Annotated in this window: 15 protein-coding genes; 9 read left to right on the forward strand and 6 right to left on the reverse strand. The window is 55.4% G+C overall.

Features of this window, described 5'->3' with window-relative positions:
• Positions 1–30: 30 nt before the first annotated feature.
• Both PspS49_RS14120 and PspS49_RS14125 read left to right on the forward strand, forming a co-directional pair.
• Positions 31–789 carry an SDR family oxidoreductase gene (locus PspS49_RS14120; protein WP_056860326.1) on the forward strand — a complete coding sequence of 253 codons (759 nt, stop codon included), beginning with the start codon at positions 31–33 and terminating at the stop codon, positions 787–789.
• Between the two features lie 79 nt (positions 790–868).
• Positions 869–1,375 (forward strand): nuclear transport factor 2 family protein, encoded by a 507-nt coding sequence (locus tag PspS49_RS14125; RefSeq protein WP_078828237.1) that lies wholly within the window; start codon positions 869–871, stop codon positions 1,373–1,375.
• A gap of 60 nt (positions 1,376–1,435) precedes the next feature.
• Here PspS49_RS14125 and PspS49_RS14130 read toward each other — a convergent pair whose 3' ends face one another.
• Both PspS49_RS14130 and PspS49_RS14135 read right to left on the reverse strand, forming a co-directional pair.
• Positions 1,436–2,830 (reverse strand): heavy metal sensor histidine kinase, encoded by a 1,395-nt coding sequence (locus PspS49_RS14130; RefSeq protein ID WP_056859942.1) that lies wholly within the window; start codon positions 2,828–2,830, stop codon positions 1,436–1,438.
• Positions 2,803–3,498 (reverse strand): heavy metal response regulator transcription factor, encoded by a 696-nt coding sequence (locus PspS49_RS14135; RefSeq protein ID WP_056859943.1) that lies wholly within the window; start codon positions 3,496–3,498, stop codon positions 2,803–2,805. The genes PspS49_RS14130 and PspS49_RS14135 overlap by 28 nt, the downstream gene beginning before the upstream one ends.
• A 215-nt stretch (positions 3,499–3,713) precedes the next feature.
• Between PspS49_RS14135 and PspS49_RS14140 the strand changes: the two genes are divergently transcribed.
• The 4 genes from PspS49_RS14140 (at position 3,714) to PspS49_RS14155 (ending at position 7,127) form a co-directional block, all read left to right on the forward strand.
• Positions 3,714–4,325 carry a hypothetical protein gene (locus PspS49_RS14140; RefSeq protein ID WP_056859944.1) on the forward strand — a complete coding sequence of 204 codons (612 nt, stop codon included), beginning with the start codon at positions 3,714–3,716 and terminating at the stop codon, positions 4,323–4,325.
• A 71-nt stretch (positions 4,326–4,396) separates the two neighbouring features.
• Positions 4,397–5,020, forward strand: coding sequence for a cytochrome b/b6 domain-containing protein (locus tag PspS49_RS14145; RefSeq protein WP_056859945.1), 624 nt, complete (start codon positions 4,397–4,399; stop codon positions 5,018–5,020).
• Positions 5,013–5,783, forward strand: a complete 771-nt coding sequence (locus PspS49_RS14150) for a molybdopterin-dependent oxidoreductase (protein WP_056859946.1) — start codon at positions 5,013–5,015, stop codon at positions 5,781–5,783. Before PspS49_RS14145 ends, PspS49_RS14150 begins: the two co-directional genes overlap by 8 nt.
• Positions 5,784–6,734: 951 nt before the next feature.
• Positions 6,735–7,127: a RidA family protein gene (locus PspS49_RS14155; protein ID WP_056860328.1), complete on the forward strand. Its 393-nt coding sequence runs from the start codon at positions 6,735–6,737 to the stop codon at positions 7,125–7,127.
• Positions 7,128–7,281: 154 nt separating this feature from the next.
• Here the strand turns inward: PspS49_RS14155 and PspS49_RS14160 are convergent, their stop codons facing one another.
• From PspS49_RS14160 to PspS49_RS14175, 4 genes are all read right to left on the reverse strand, one after another.
• A complete protein-coding gene (locus PspS49_RS14160; protein ID WP_056859947.1) occupies positions 7,282–8,223 on the reverse strand; it encodes an AraC family transcriptional regulator in 942 nt (313 codons plus the stop codon).
• A gap of 26 nt (positions 8,224–8,249) precedes the next feature.
• Positions 8,250–9,083 carry an oxidoreductase gene (locus PspS49_RS14165; RefSeq protein ID WP_058426034.1) on the reverse strand — a complete coding sequence of 278 codons (834 nt, stop codon included), beginning with the start codon at positions 9,081–9,083 and terminating at the stop codon, positions 8,250–8,252.
• A 974-nt stretch (positions 9,084–10,057) separates the two neighbouring features.
• Positions 10,058–11,230, reverse strand: coding sequence for an MFS transporter (locus PspS49_RS14170; protein WP_160039834.1), 1,173 nt, complete (start codon positions 11,228–11,230; stop codon positions 10,058–10,060).
• A gap of 179 nt (positions 11,231–11,409) precedes the next feature.
• The gene (locus tag PspS49_RS14175; RefSeq protein ID WP_174245060.1) at positions 11,410–12,336 is read right to left on the reverse strand and encodes an alpha/beta hydrolase; all 927 of its coding nucleotides are present in this window, start codon (positions 12,334–12,336) and stop codon (positions 11,410–11,412) included.
• Positions 12,337–12,457: 121 nt separating this feature from the next.
• Between PspS49_RS14175 and PspS49_RS14180 the strand changes: the two genes are divergently transcribed.
• The 3 genes from PspS49_RS14180 to PspS49_RS14190 all read left to right on the forward strand — a co-directional run bounded on the left by PspS49_RS14180 (position 12,458) and on the right by PspS49_RS14190 (position 15,989).
• Complete coding sequence (locus tag PspS49_RS14180) at positions 12,458–13,396, forward strand: LysR family transcriptional regulator (protein ID WP_027620513.1); 939 nt, start codon at positions 12,458–12,460, stop codon at positions 13,394–13,396.
• Positions 13,397–14,051: 655 nt separating this feature from the next.
• Positions 14,052–14,822: an SDR family NAD(P)-dependent oxidoreductase gene (locus tag PspS49_RS14185; RefSeq protein WP_095129121.1), complete on the forward strand. Its 771-nt coding sequence runs from the start codon at positions 14,052–14,054 to the stop codon at positions 14,820–14,822.
• Positions 14,823–14,897: 75 nt separating this feature from the next.
• Positions 14,898–15,989 carry a glycerol dehydrogenase gene (locus PspS49_RS14190; RefSeq protein ID WP_238786348.1) on the forward strand — a complete coding sequence of 364 codons (1,092 nt, stop codon included), beginning with the start codon at positions 14,898–14,900 and terminating at the stop codon, positions 15,987–15,989.
• Positions 15,990–15,998: the final 9 nt, after the last annotated feature.

Raw genomic sequence — 15,998 nt, forward strand, 5'->3', positions numbered from 1 at the left:
AGCCACACAATCGAGACTGAGGAGTCAGATATGTCAGGCAAATTCGCTAATCAGGTTGCAGTCGTCACCGGGGCATCCACAGGGATCGGGTTTGCAATTGCGCAAGGTTTGATTGCCGAGGGAGCCAAGCGTGTTTACATCACGGGTCGTTCTGCAGCCACGCTGGAGGCGGCGGTGGCGAAGCTAGGCGACAGAGTCGTAGCGGTCATTTCCGATGTCGCCAGCCAGGCTGATCTCGATAAACTCAAAGCTACAATTGAGGCGCGCGACGATCAGCTGGACTCAGTGTTTGCCAACGCGGGTATTTGCGAAAAGAACCCGCTGGGCGAGACCACCGAGGCGGCTTATTTCAACATGTTCGACATTAACGTGAAGGGGGTTTTTTTTACCGTTCAAACGTTGATGCCATTGTTGAAAAACGGTGCGTCGATCGTGTTGACGGCCTCTATCTGTTCCAGCAATGGGATGGAAGGACTGAGCCTCTACAACGCATCCAAGGCCGCAGTACGGTCCTTCGCCAGGACTTGGGCCAACGAACTCAAAGGTCGCAAGATTCGAGCGAATGTCCTGAGCCCTGGCTTCACCCGCACGCCTCTGATGGATAACGGCTTGAAGATGAGCGAGAGCGACATTGCCGCGCTGCGCCAACACGTCGAGCAGATCACTCCGCTGGGGTATATGGCCCAACCTGAAGAAATCGCCTCGTCGGCGCTGTTCCTTGCATCTGCCGATGCGAAATATGTCAACGGTGTGGAGCTGATGGTCGACGGCGGCCTGTCGCAGATCTGAACACGTGCTCAACCGTAGCGCAGCCCTCGCGGAGGGCTGCCTTCGTCGCTTATGCGAAGCCTCAGCAGGAAACCCCATCATGAACATGGAACAACTGACCGCCCGACTGGACGCCCTGGAAAGTCGCGCCGCCATCGAGTCGCTGATAAACGCCTACGCCAATGCCTTCGACCGCATCGACGCCTCGCTCCTGAGCGGTATCTGGCACGAAGAATCAACACTGGATCTACCGGGTTTTGGCCAAGCCGGAAACCGTGACGAAATCCTCGCGATGGCGCAAAACAGCTGGCGCCAGATGCCACATATGCATCACTGGATGGCCAACCCGCTGATCGATATTAAGGGTGACAGCGCGGTGGGTACGGTGGCTGCGGATTGCCTGTTTCACGACATTGAAAAAGGCCCGGTGCAAGTCAGCGGGCTGTACCACGACAGGTTTGAACGTCGGGACGGAAGATGGGCGTTCTTGTCACGTCGTTTTGAACTGCACTTTCTTACACCTTTGAAGGACTGGGTACCCGTTGCTGGCGAAGAAAAGTATGCGCCGGTCGAGCACCAGAGCCTGGGCAAGCCCTCAGACAGTTGACCTGCGCGCATGAGTTTCAGTTGGGGGCAGCGAACGACAAGCACTGTCCGCCGACGTCGTTCAAGCTCCAGGGAATGACAGCGAAAAACAGATAACCCCGGGCTTTGGCTGTTCGACACGCACGTGACCTTCATGCAGTTGCATGATTGCCACGACGATGGCGAGGCCAAGGCCGTAGGAGTCAGAGTTCTGGTGGCGAGACGCATCGCCGCGGTAAAAGCGGTCGAAGAGTTTGCCCACGGTTTCATCACTCAGCACAGGCCCTTGGTTCTTCACTTCAATGCGGGCTCCGCCGGGGGTTTCCATCACCCGGATCTGAATCTCGGTGCCCTCGTAGGCATAGCGAACGGCGTTTGCCACCAGGTTGCTCAAGGCTCTGCGCAGCAGCAAAGGGTCAGCGAGCACGTTTCCATCGCCTGTTATCTGTACGGTCATTCGCCGCTCTTCAGCCAAGCCTTCAAAATAGTCGGCAATGCGCTGCGATTCGTCATGCAGCGATAGTTGCTGGCGCTCCACCAGTGCGTGCGCTTCATCGGCGCGCGCAAGGAACAGAATGCTTTCGACGATGCGCGAGATCCGTTCGAGCTCTTCAAGGTTCGAAGCGATCAGTGCCTGATAGTCATCCTCGCTGCGGCGCTGGCGAAGGGCGACCTGGCAATGCCCCATCAGCGACCCCACCGGCGTGCGGATTTCATGGGCAAGGTCAGCGGAAAATTGCGTCAATCGTTGATAACCCCGGGCAAGACGATCGAGCATCGCGTTATAGGCGTCACTCAGCTGTTGCAGTTCAACCGGCGTATCGGAGCTGTCCATACGGCTGTGCAGACGCTCGGGTGTTATCGCTGCCGCATGCGCGGCCATCTTGCGTAACGGACGCAGCCCTCGACGCAGTACCAGGTAACCCAGCAACGCGGTGGCCAGAAACGCAAGGGCAACGGCCAGGTAGATACGTTCGCGATACGCCGCGAGCATAGCCATTTCCTTGCCCATGAGGTGCGCGGCGGTCAGGCGCACTTCACGTCCCCCCGACGTCGTGACGACGGAGGCGGCGCGCAGCATTGTTCCCGAGTCGGTCACGCCGCTACGCAGGTCACTGACGCTCAGCTTTGTATCCTGGCCGATCACGGGCAGTTCAGGCAACGTGACGTTCAGTGGATTTACCTGGATTACCGGTTGCTGTCCGGGCTCTTCAATGATGAAGATGTCGTCTTCGCTGTCGAGCATGTTCTTGAAAATCTGCGGGCTGTCGCGCAGCTTTTCGATGGCGAGCTCGTAGTGCAGCAGCTTGCGAAAATGTTCCAGGCGGCCCATGACCGCATGATCGCTGTACACCAATACCGAGGCTTTCATCGTCTGATACAGATAAACGCCTGCACCGGCCACGGCCAGCATCGCTACCATGGAAAACGCCACGGTCGATCGCAGGGTCAGAGAGGGTTGGCGTCGGGACCGCATGGCCTCACCTCGCAGACATAGCCGATACCGCGAATGGTATGGATCAGCTTGATAGGGTAGGGCTGATCGACCTTGCTGCGCAGGCGCTTGACCGCTACGTCCACCACGTTGGTATCGCTGTCAAAATTCATGTCCCAGACTTCCGAAGCGATCTGTGTCCTGGACAGCACATCGCCTGCCCGGCGCAGAAATAGATGCAGCAGGGCGAACTCCTTGTTGGTCAGCACGATCACCTGCTGCTGGCGTGTAACGCGGCGCCGGACCAGATCCAGCTCGAGGTCGGCGAGGTGGAAATGGTCGGCTTCGCGCACGACACCACGACGCAAGATGGTGCGGATGCGTAACAGCAGTTCAGTAAACGAAAAAGGTTTGACCAAGTAGTCATCGGCGCCCAGTTCCAGGCCGCGAATGCGGTCCTGCAACTGGTCGCGCGCGGTCAGGAACAGCACGGGGACGTCTTGTCTGGCGCGCAAAAGCTCGATGATCTGAAACCCGTCAATCCCGGGCAACATCACGTCCAGCACGATCAGATCGTAGGTCGTATGCAAGGCCATGTGCAGGCCGTCGGCGCCGTGCTGGGTCCAGTCGACGTTGTAACCGGACTCGCCGAGCCCCTTTTTGAGGTACTCACCTGTTTTGGTGTCATCTTCGATTAGCAGGATATGCATCGTGAGGCGCGCTCGGGTCTCTTCATGACAGGATTCAGCCCGCGACATCGGTATCTCGGCTGTGCAGTGTAACGGGATGAGCGGGCGCAGTCGGTTACATTTCTGTCATTCATGGGCAGGGCTGACGAATGACAAAAATGTCATTCGGCGGTCATCGTGACGTCCCGGTCTGCGGTCGAGGATGGCGGCACATCACCCCATGAGGAATCGTCACCATGCAACTAAAAAACGCCTTGTCTACCACATTCGGTTTGTTGATGCTCAGTGCTGCCGTCATTGCTACCGCGGCTGACATGCCGGTGATCAAACCGCTGCGTGGCACGGTGGAAAGCGTCAGCAACAATACGCTGACATTCACTGTCCGCTCCGGCGCCCAGCAGACTATCGGACTGACTGACAAGACCGGTATCAACCGGGTATCGAAGGCCAATATCGAATCGATCAAATCCGACAGCTTCATTGGCTCGGCGGCCATCCCGCAGGCCAACGGAACATTGAAGGCGCTGGAGGTGACGGTTTTTGACGCCAGCCTGAAGGGCAGCGGCGAAGGTCATTATGGCTGGCAGAACGCGGATGGCAGCACAGGCACCATGACCAACGGTACAGTGGGGAAACTGTCCAAAGCTGACGGCCGCACATTGACCGTCAACTACAAGGGTGGCGAGAAACAAATCGTCGTACCGGACGATGTGCCAATTGCCTACGTCGAGCCAGGCAAAGCCGATGAACTGGTCAAAGGTACGAAAATTGTCGTGTTCCCCGCCGCAGATGGAACCACCGCGCGCGGCATTGCAGTTGGCAAGGATGGCTTCCAGCCACCGATGTAATCACCTGAAAAGGCAGGGGCGCTGCCGCTTGGCAACGCTCCGCTACATGGCTGGTTTCGAGGGGGAAACACGTGAGACAGAAAAAGCTTCATCCCTGGCCGGTTCGCCTCACCCACTGGCTCAACGCCGCCTGCATGGTCTGCATGTTCATGAGCGGTTGGGCCATTTACAACGCCTCGCCACTGTTCGGCTTCAGGTTTCCAGTGTCGGTAACCGTGGGCGGGTGGTTGGGTGGGGCGCTGGCCTGGCACTTTGCATTCATGTGGCTGCTGCTGATCAACGGCGCAATCTATGTGCTGTATGGCGTCGTCAGTCGCCATTTCAAACGTGAGTTGCTGCCCATTGGGCTTGTCGCATTGAAGCGTGATTTTACGGACGCTTTGCGCTTCCGGCTCGTGCATGAAAAGGGTGTCTATAACGCTGTGCAGCGCCTGATGTACTGGATGGTGCTGGCAGCAGGCGCACTCGTCGTCATTTCGGGTGTGGCGATCTGGAAACCCATTCAACTTCAAGAGCTGGTCGCGCTACTGGGCGGCTATGACGTCGCTCGCTACGTACATTTTGCGGCGATGGCGGTAATTGCTGCATTCGTCGTGATTCATCTTGGGTTGGTAATGCTGGTACCCAAAACCCTGCTGCCAATGATTTCAGGTGGGGTGCGGTCGCTTGATATCAGGAGAAATGGCCATGACTGAATCCAGAAAAGGAACTGTTCAGCGCGTCAGGCTTGAACCTGCGCAACAGCTTGAGTTGGAGAATATCCAGCGCCGGCATTTCCTTCGTGCCGGCTTGACCGTGGGTGCGATGTCGATGCTGACCGGCTGCAACCTGCAGGACGGCGATCAGGTTGACAAGGTCCTTTGGGCCATGTCGCGCTGGAACGATAGGGTCCAGGCATGGCTGTTCAGCGGACAGAAACTGGCGCCGACCTTCACCCGCGCGCAGATCACTACGCCATTTCCGTTCAACGCATTCTATGGCCAGGACGATATCCCTGAAGTGGACCTCGCCAGTTACTCGCTCGCCGTCTCCGGCCGGGTCAGGGACAAGGCTCCATGGACACTCGAAAGCTTGCGCAAACTGCCGCAACGTAGCGATATCACCCGTTTGATCTGTGTTGAAGGTTGGAGCGCCATAGGACAATGGGGAGGTGTACCGCTCAAAACCTTTCTGGAACACATCGGTGCCGATACCACAGCGAAATTCGTCGGTTTCAAATGTGCTGATCGCTATTACTCCAGTCTGGACATGCCGACGGCCTTGCACCCACAGACACTGCTGGCGCTGGATTACGCTGATGTCGCGTTGCCGCCCGAGTACGGCTATCCGCTGCGGGTTCGAGTACCCACCAAATTGGGCTTCAAAAACCCCAAGCATGTTGTCGAGATTTTCGTGAGCAACGACAACCCGGGCGGGTATTGGGAAGACCAGGGATACAACTGGTTCAGCGGGATCTGATGGCGCAAAAACTGAACAGCCACGCCAGGAATGCTGGCGAGACTCATGACACCAGACCTGATATGAGGCGTCCCCATGACCTATATATCTGCGGTACCGCCAGCTTCATCAGTGTTACCGACTTCAGAAAACAAGAAGCGGGCAACGACCCATAGTGCAGATTTCCAATCCCAATTGCAGGCTCAGTCCAGATCACCTGTGCAGGAGGCGGATACAACCCGCGCTCATCTGTTATCGGAATCGACCACAAACCTGTCATGCCGGCCGGAGATGCGAGCGCTGCTTCAATTGTTGCCATGGCGAAGGAACGCCGACGGTTCTTTCAGCAGACCGGGCCGATCAGTGCCAGGTACGCGAGCCAGTGGCTTGGATATTGCGGACTTCAACTTCCCTGATCGAAACATTCTGGATAGCAGTGAGATTATCAAACACACCTGCGGAAATGAGGAGGGTAGACGGCCCTACTCAAAGTCCTTTGATGAGCGAATCGTGTGTACTTTCAATGGCGAGGAAAGCGAATTCTCTTCTGATGTGATCTGCAAAGAGGGATTGAATGCGTTCGCTACCGCAGTGGCTCTTTCCCCGATAACCCTCACCTGGTTACCGATTGAGATTGTTAGAGCACCGCTACGGTCGCCTGGCGTACGGATTTTTCGCCGTCGCAAGTCCTCTTCAGTCGAGAGCCACCTTCTCGACAAGTCAATTTCAGAGTAAGGGCGTTAAACGGGCGGATCTCGATAGCTCTTTCGCCGCGGGGCTAGTATTTCTATCGAGAAAGCAGCTACGCCAATGCGCGTCTTTATTTATTAGTGGTCTGTCGTTCGCTTACTGGCCGGGGTTTCTAGAGTGGCGAATGCGGTTTTATGAGGCTGAGTCCCAGTGACCCGATTGGACGCCGTTCTGGCACGTGAGTTAGCTTTCGTATCCGTTTATATTTTGGGCTCCACAACCATGACTGATCGTCAGATCATTGTTCCAGATGGCATGAGATTGCTCTGCGAGCATGCTGGTTATGCACCAGCTGTAAAGGTAGGAAAGACTCTTTACTGCGCTGGTCAGGTAGGCCGGACGCCGGAATTATCAGTTATCGAAGACCCAGAGCAGCAGTTTTTGGCAGCTTGGGACAATCTCCGGCTCGTCTTGGAAGCCGGCGGGTGCGAATTTGAAGATGTCGTCGAAATGACAACTTATCACGTCGATATGCACCGCCACATGCCAATTTTTAGACGCGTGAAGGATAAAGTCTTTCCTCGGAGTACTTGTGCATGGACATGCATAGGTGTCGGTGAACTGGCTCGCCCCGGCCTTCTCGTGGAGATCAAATGCATCGCCGTAGAGCGATAGCTTTTCTGATAGGCCCCTGAATATACAAATCCTGGATGGGTGTTTATCTATGCGGCAGCAGATGTGACACTTCACTCGCCCGTTGTGTCGGCAGGCACGCCATCCGCACGTTCCCACGCCTACTGGCGACGGGCAAGACAGGATTGTTTGAAACTCAGTGTGATGACACGAAGGGCGACGGGGTTGTCGGTGCCGGCAACGTATAAGCCTGCTTCATCCGCGCCACCTCCGCTATTGGCGTGCGTCCGAAGAGGCGCTTGAAATCGCGGCTAAATTGCGAAGCACTTTCATAACCCACCAGAAATGCCGACTTGGCCGCTGTCAGGTCGTTACGCAGCATCAGTAATCGCGCTTGATGCAACCGCGTCGACTTGAGGTACTGCATAGGCGAGGAATCGGTCACCTTGCGAAAATGCAGATGAAAGTTAGGCACGCTCATCTGCGCTTCCTGGGCGAGGATTTCTACATCCAGATGCTCGTGGTAACAGCGGTGGATTTTGTGAATGGCGCGCGTCACCTTGCCGAACTGACCCTGCTGGGCGATAGCCGCGCGTAGGGTACCGCCTTGTTCGCCAGTGAGAATGCGGTAGTAGAGTTCGCGCAACATCGCTGGTCCGAGGATTTGCGCGTCGGTGCAGTCGCCCATGACTTCCAGAAAACGCAGGGTCGACTGGCGCAGCGGTTCGTCCATGGGCGAGGCGTACATACCCATAGGCTGAGCCACGCGGATGTTCCATACCTCATCTACCTGCTGAATCAGCTCGCCGGCCAGATTGAAATCCAGACGTATGTACACCGCCAGCATTGGCTCCGCCTCGCTAGCGTCGGTCTCCATTGTAAAAGGCACTGGCACTGACACCACCAGATAATGCTGGGCGTCATAGATGTAAATTTCATCACCCAGATAGCCGCGTTTCTGCCCCTGACAGAGGATGACGATGCCCGGCTCATATAGAACCGGGGTGCGCTTCAGCGGCCGGTTGGAACGCAGAAAACGCACATCATCCAGCGGACTCAGGTTGTAACCCTCCAGCGGTGCAAGCTGGCCCATCAACTGCACCATACGCGCAGTGCTCGGGTCCTTGGATTTCGGCATCGATTGTACGTTCTCCACTTTTATGCTCAGCCGTCCGTGGAACAGCTCAGCGCTTCCCATTGCTCAATACTCTCCGCCGTCCGCTGCAGCTTGTCACGCACCAGAGCCAGGGCGTCGCTGCCCAGCAGCAGTTGAGCCGGCGGATTAGGGCTGGTGATAATAGTCATCATGGCGCGTGCGGCTTTCTGCGGGTCGCCCAGTTGAAGGCCGCTTTTTTCCTCACGGGCTTTTCGCACCGGGTCGAAAGTCGCATCGTAGTCACTGATGCTGCGCGGCGTACGCTGCATCGAACGACCTGCCCAGTCCGTTCGGAAAGACCCCGGCGCCACGGCCGTTACAAAAATATTGAAGGGCGCAAGCTCTTTGTTCAACGTATCAGAGATGCCCTCCAGGGCAAATTTGCTGCCGCAGTAGTAAGCAATACCTGGCATGGTGATATAGCCACCCATGGACGTGATATTGAGGATACGTCCCGCCCGCCGCTGGCGAAAAAAGGGCACAAACGCCTTGGTCATCGCCACCGCGCCGAATACATTGACGTCGAACTGACGGCGCATTTCCTCCAGCGACGACTCCTCGAAAACCCCTTCGTGGCCATAACCCGCGTTGTTAACCAGCACGTCCACCGGGCCATACTGACCCTCAATAGCGGCGACGACGGCGTCGATGGCATTAAAGTGGGTAACGTCCAGCACCACGCCATGGGCTCTCTCAGGCAAGAGCGCCTGGAACGTTGCCAGAGAGGATTCGCTGCGAACAGTGCCGATCACTCGATGGCCCTGAGCGAGAGCTTCCTTAGCCAGGGCCTGGCCAAAGCCGCTACTAACGCCCGTGATAAAAATGGTTTTTTCTGCACGCATGGGGCGCACTCCTGAATATATAAGGTCAGGCTATGCTAGGGCGGAGAGTGGCTGGGAACTATGCCTGATTCGATTTTAGTATTGCCTGATTCTATCGGAGTGCTCGGTGAGCAACCTGAAATCTGCTGGCAAAAAACGAGGCCAAAGGAAGAAAAACGACGGGCTTATTTACCTGCTCTAATGTCTGCTTCGTGTCGCAAGTCGTTTTTCGGTAACGCTGATGTGCATGCGGTCTGGCCGAAGGTGTCGCACCTGCGCTCCAAGGTTTTCGCATTGGCAGTAAAGGCTGCGCGCGCAGTTAATCGCCGAGATCGAACATCAGGTGCCTGAACCATTTATTGACGGGGCGCGGTTGTATTTGCTGGGCCAGAATAAATTGATGGCGATTTCGGTGAGGCAACGGGACTGGCGGGCTTGCAAATGAATGGATCTCCATGCCCATGAAAAGCCAGAAATGCTCAGCTAAACAGCCTGCCAGACGAAGCCTAAAGGCTCTCAGGGGCGCCGAAAAACATTTTGACTTGGCTCTAGGACGGTGCTTCTAGGCTTAGAAAAACCAACTATGCCCCCAGTTTTGCCCCCATTCGCATGCGATCCACGAACAATTGCGAGTGCGCGCCCTGGCGGTGATGCAATGGGGGACTTGATGGCTTTCAGTGTGTCTCTCCACTATGAGGATGAGTAGCGGCTAATCGCTTTCGTTGAGCTTGCAAGGTGTCTAGATAAGCCGGGGCGATTCAGAAGGATTGCAAAGCTAAACACGGTTCCACCACCGTTGAGTCCTGGCTCACCAAGTGACTAAGGTTTGAGTACAAAAAGGGCCCCATGGAGCCCTTTTCATTTGTGCGTTACCGCAGTGTTAGTTCCAGCAGTCATCCGGCTGAGCCCGTGACGCTTGGGTATCGAACTGGAATGTCCCGCGCTAGCCGGCGTTCCTTTAAGGCGCAGGGTAATGTTAAGCAACGGTCTACAACTCAGCTACCATGCTGTTCGTGGCTACGTTCAATTTTCCATCGGACAAACAGCGCCAAAGAAATGAAGCCTGCGCCAACCCAACCTATGGCGTTAACGTCTACGCGATCTATCACCAATCCAGTAATGACTGCACCAATGCCGATGCCTAGATTTATCATTGATACGTTTATGGCGTTGATCAACTGACCAGCGTTCCCAGCCCTTTTCAGCACGTCTATTCCGATAAGCAGGCTGACACCAGCGTGGCTGCTGGCGACGATGATGACGGCGAGTGGTACTGCCCATGTGAGATTGCCAAACATTGACAGGGTGCACATGCCCATGGCCATGGTCACCAAGACCCGTCTGAACATGGGCTCAAGATTGTCCTTCACACGTTTGGATAGGATCAAATTGCTCACAATGTCTGCGACGCCGTAGAGACATAGGATCAGTGTGACGTTCATCTCACCGAAGCCGGTCTCCTTTTCCAGGAAGGTAGACAAGAAGTTGAATACCGAGGCAACGCCAGCAAACATTAAGCATGAACTGACCAAGGTCATTGATACGTCAGGCTTGAAGGCTACACGCAGGGCGTCGCGCAGGTTTTCTTTCTGCCGCGATTCTTCAGTAGGCCTCACCCAAATCCACACGGTTAGCAAAGCCACACAGCTCAGCGCCGTCATCATCCACATCGCCATCCGCCAATTGGTAGCGTCTGCGATGAGCTTGCCGACCGGGACGCCTACGACCGATGCGATCGAGATTCCTACCAAGACTCTACCAATCGCCATGCTTTCATTGCGGCCTTGCGACAGTGACTTCGCGGCCAGAGCGGCATTTGTCCAGAAAACAGCAACACCGATTCCTCCTAGTACGCGACCAATGAGGATGATGTAGTAGTCGCTAAAGACTGCGGAAATCCCGTTCCCGAGAACAAGTGCCACGCACGCGGCGATGAGAAGGGATCGTTTCGAGGCCCGGTGTGTTAGAACACCAATGATTGGCGCGCTGATGCCCATGCCTAAAGCAAAAGCTGTCACCAGCCCACTCGCCGCGCCAATAGTGATGGCCAGCGATGTTGCAATTTCAGGTAGTAAACCTGCGACGATAAATTCAGAGGAGAGCATTACAAATGCAGTGAAGGTCAGCGCATAGACCCTTGGGTTGATCGTGCTGCGGTCTGTTGTCATCGGAAAAACCATCTTCTGAGTTCAGTGGACACGGCCTGCCAAGAAGGGGCGTTTGGTGAAATTTTCTCGGGTTGGGCAGGGCGCTTGCTCAGGCTCTCTGAATAGCCTGATGAAGCTTTTATAGAAGCAGGATGAGCAAAACCGCGACAGCCACAAAGCTATCGCGGTTGTTCTGCGTTTTAGCGGTTGGCGTCGGCCAAGGCAGCCTCGATGAAGCGAACGGAACTCTCCATAGCCTGCTGACCTTCTGGCAGCATGGTGGCGTAGAAGTGCCAGGCGTGGAACATCGCAGGCCATACTTCCAGGTTCACGCGAACCCGGTTATCAGCCAGGTGAGTTGCAAGGCGCATTGCATCACTCAACATCAGCTCGTTCTCGCCGATCTGCACCAAGATTGGTGGAAGACCGGTGACGTCCGCGAACACAGGTGAGGCCAGAGGATGATTGGCCAATGTGTCGCCTAGGAATGCTCTGGCGAGGATGTCCAAGACAGGCTTGGAGTTCAGAGGATCCAGACCTTCACGGTTGCTCATGGAAGCACCGGTGTGTTCAAGGTTCGCCCATGGTGAGATGGAGGAGCCAACCGCAGGCAATGGAAGCCCTTTCGATTTAGCCGCGACCATGACGCTGACAACCATTGCGCCGCCAGCCGACTCACCAGAGAACGCAATTTTGTTAGCCGGGATTTTCTGCTCAAGCAACCATTCGTAAGCGCGTAACGTGTCGTCGATAGATGCTGGAAACTTGTGCTCAGGAGCGAGGCGGTAGTCCGGCATGTACACACGAGCACCGAGCATTTTCGCGTAGTTGCCGCCGATACCGTGGTAGCCGTCTGGACGTCCTACAATGTAGGCGCCGCCGTGGATGTACATCACGACCGCGTCGGTTTTGATCTCGTCCGGAGTAACCAGTGTGCCGGGTACGCCACCCATGTCGACTGCTTCGAATTTAACGCCAGCTGGCGCTGGATTTTGCGCGAGCATTTTTGCGTAAGAGTCGCGGATGTCGCTCATTTTTGTGGTGGTATCGATTCCCTTAAGAACGGGTACCAGATCGCTAAGGCTATTGGCCCAGGTTTGGACGGCTGCTTGGACTTTAGTGTTCATAATGACCTCAATTGATCGTTGGGAGTGGATTAGCTAATTGAGATACTATGCTTAGTATTGGGGAATAGGGTTCCCCATAACAGGTGCTAAGCCGCCCGAACGTTGAGACCACCGAGGCCGTATGGAACTCCATAACCTGAATGACATTGCCGCGTTTGTGAGCTCGGTAAACGCTGGAAGCTTCACTGCGGCGGCAAAACAGCTTGGCCTTACGCGCTCTGCAGTGGGGAAGTCGATAGTCAGGCTTGAGGCTCGTTTACAGGTACGTTTACTGAATCGCACTACGCGAAGTTTAAGCATGACGGATGACGGCCAGGTTCTGTATGAGCGCTGTGTGGGCGTTCTTCAGGATCTGGACGACGTGGAGGATGCCCTTGCGTTTCGTCGTTCGACACCCAGTGGGCGACTGCGGATGAGTCTGCCGGTTGCGCTGGGCAGACTTCATGTCCTTCAGCACATTGAGTGCTGTCTTAAAGATTGGCCCTCCCTGAGCGTGGATATCACCTTTTCTGACAGGCTGGTCGATCTGATCGATGAGGGATTTGATTTGGCCATGCGCATCGGGCCACCGAAGGAAGATTCTCGGTTGTTAACGCGCACTGTGGCCTACCAACAAATGATTACCTGCGCTTCCCCCAAATATTTGGCTGAGCATGCCGAGCCTAAAACGCCGGAGGATTTATCCGAGCACCAGTGCCTGCATTTCGTGAGCGGTGGGAGATTGCTTCCTTGGAATTTTCGCGTGAATGGTAGCTCTGTGTCCGTTACTCATGGTGGAAGGCTACAGATGGACAGTGCTGAGTCATTACACCAGTCAGCAGTAGCTGGCTTGGGTATCGCGACTCTTCCTTCCTACGTGGTGAACGACGATTTGAGGAGCGGCAAGCTTGTTCAATTGCTCGCTGGCTATGCAGAGGCCGCAGAGCCTATTCGGGTGATCTACCCTAGCAAGCGGCACCTCTCTCCGAAAATTCGACTCTTCATCGATAAGCTCGTGGAGGCTTGGTCACCATGCCCACCATGGGAGCAGCATTCTGCGGAAGGCATTCACTCTGCCTGACCCGTGGGCGAAGCCCGCGCGGCTAGTCGATGCCTATCATATGCATCGCGTATTCATCTCACTTGAGCATCGACTCCCAGGCGTGGGCACTGCGCCCGTGTTCCGTGCATCTGCCGAAGGAGCCAGTGCCTCAGAGGCTTAGTGTGCCGGTGTTTTTCACATCCTCAATATGATTGGCGCAGATGCTCATGACTGCGTTTCGTAGGAGCTACTGGCGCTCCTTGCGGGGAAGTGACCGTGCAGACAGCTTGACAGCGGTCAAATATCCGAATAAAAATGAAGCGCTTCATAAATATATCTTTCGAGAATAAATACAAAAAAATAGAGTCGTGAAAATATCATGGATTTTGTTGGCTTATGGCCGCAGGCTATGAGAATGAAACGATTCATATTTGCCGTTTTCCTAGGCAAGTCTGGAGATCATAATGATCACTGCATCATTAGCCTTCGCTCGGTCAACGACGCAGGCTGCCCTCGCCACTCTCTTATCTAAAGTCACAGACCGCTCCGGCACGGGGGCACTGGCTTCGCTACGCAAATCTCCTAAAACCACCCGCCTACATGAGTCCGAAATTTTCGGTCAGCCAGCGCGGCATCGGACGCGTTTGAGCATCACCGCCTCTTGTTTCTGTTTTTTCAGCGCGGGGAATTTGGCATGACGAATCTTCGACATTCAGGACGCACAGTTCTCATTACCGGGGCAGGAGGGGGGATCGGTGCCTCAATTGCCCGGCTGTACTGCGAGGAGGGCGCGCGGGTTGCCTTGGTAGATTTCGACGAACAGTCAGTTTCCGAGCTTTCCCGGCAACTCATTGCTGCCGGACATTTGGTGGCTTGGGCTAAAGCTGACGTATCAGATTTCGCGCAATGCAGTCGAGCCTGTCTTGAGCTTAGTGAGCAGCTCGGCCCGATCGACACCTTGATCAACAATGCAGGCGTGTCACCCAAACATCAGGGCGCACCCGCACCGATTTGGGAAATGGATCCTCTGGAATGGGAAAGGGTCGTCGGCATCAACCTCACTGGCTCGTTCAACCTGGTTAGGGCAATCGCGCCGGGAATGGTTGAGCGCGGCTTTGGAAGAATCGTGAACATGTCTTCCGTCGCCGGCAGCGCCTATTTGCCTATTGTCGCGGCGCATTACAGCGCTACTAAAGCCGCGATTATCGGTTTTACCCGTCACCTGGCAGGTGAGCTCGGGCCCTATGGCATTACTGCAAACGCACTGGCTCCGGGACGCATCGAAACGCCGCTTCTTAAAACCGTTTCTGCGCAAGCGAACCAGGCAGTCGTTGATGAGACACCGTTGGGCCGTCTTGGAACGCCACTTGAGGTAGCTAAAGCAGCATGCTTTTTGACTTCAAACGACAGCGACTTCATCACGGGCCAAGTTGTGGATGTGGCGGGTGGCTGGTTGATGCGCTGATCCATCCGGGCTCGTATTCAACGTAACGATTTATCTCACAGTTTTTCAGCAGCGGGTGATGGCATGGTTCGAACAATGGGTTTTCCTGGCCGATACGAGCAAGGGCCAGGCGCACTAAAACAGCTTGGCAGAATCCTTTCCGATATGGGGCAATCGCGCCCTTTGGTCTTGTGCGACGAGTTTGTCTCGAAGCATCTGTGGCCTGAGGTAGGGAATGCATTGTCAGAGCATGGCTTCGAGGCGAACAGTATCGTTTTTCCCGGTGAATGCACTAAAGCTGCAATTGCGTCTCTCTGTGAGCGATCAGCAGATTACAGGCCAGACACCATCATCGCTTTGGGCGGGGGTAAGACAATTGACACGGCTAAAGGGATGGCTGCTCAGCTTAACGTCCCCATTGTCGTATGCCCGACCATTGCTTCCAGCGACGCCCCAACCAGCCGTTTGATTGTGCTTTACGACGAAGCGCACAAGGTCGTTGGTGTCGAGTACCTGAACATGAACCCCTCTGCAGTAGTCGTGGACACCGAAGTGATTGTCCGTGCGCCTGCAAGGTTTTTCGCCGCAGGCATCGGCGACGCCATCAGTAAAAAGTTTGAGGCGCAACAATGTCAGTCTGCCGGAGGCAATAACTCATTTGGTACTCCAGCGTTGAACACGGCATTGCTGCTAACAGAGGCTGTGTTTAAGACGCTTATGACCTACGGGTACAGCGCTTACCAAGCAGTAGGCCGGCACGAGGTTAATGATGATGTCGAGCGGGTTGTTGAAGGAACCGTCCTTATCAGTGGCGTTGGGTTTGAGAGTGGCGGCTTGTCGTTAGCCCATGCGCTTGTGCGAGGTCTTACGTCAATTCCTGCGATTACTTCCATGCTGCATGGTGAGCTTGTCGCATTCGGGACGCTGGTGCAGATGTCCGTCGAAGAGCGCCCAGACTCAGAGATCCTAGAGGTCGCTCAGCTTCTGAATGATGTGAATCTTCCCGTCACCCTCGACGGCCTTGGCCAGACGTCTGCGTTTACCTCTGAGGAATTGGACATTGTCGTCCAGGCAACACTGGGTGCGGTGTACGCGAAAAATATGGCGCCAGCCCTTACGGCTGAACGACTCATCCGAGGACTCGCTCGTGCCGACGAGCTGGGACAACGATTTGAACGTTTCAACTAACCGCTAAAT

The organism is Pseudomonas sp. S49 (assembly GCF_009866785.1).
GTDB lineage: Bacteria > Pseudomonadota > Gammaproteobacteria > Pseudomonadales > Pseudomonadaceae > Aquipseudomonas.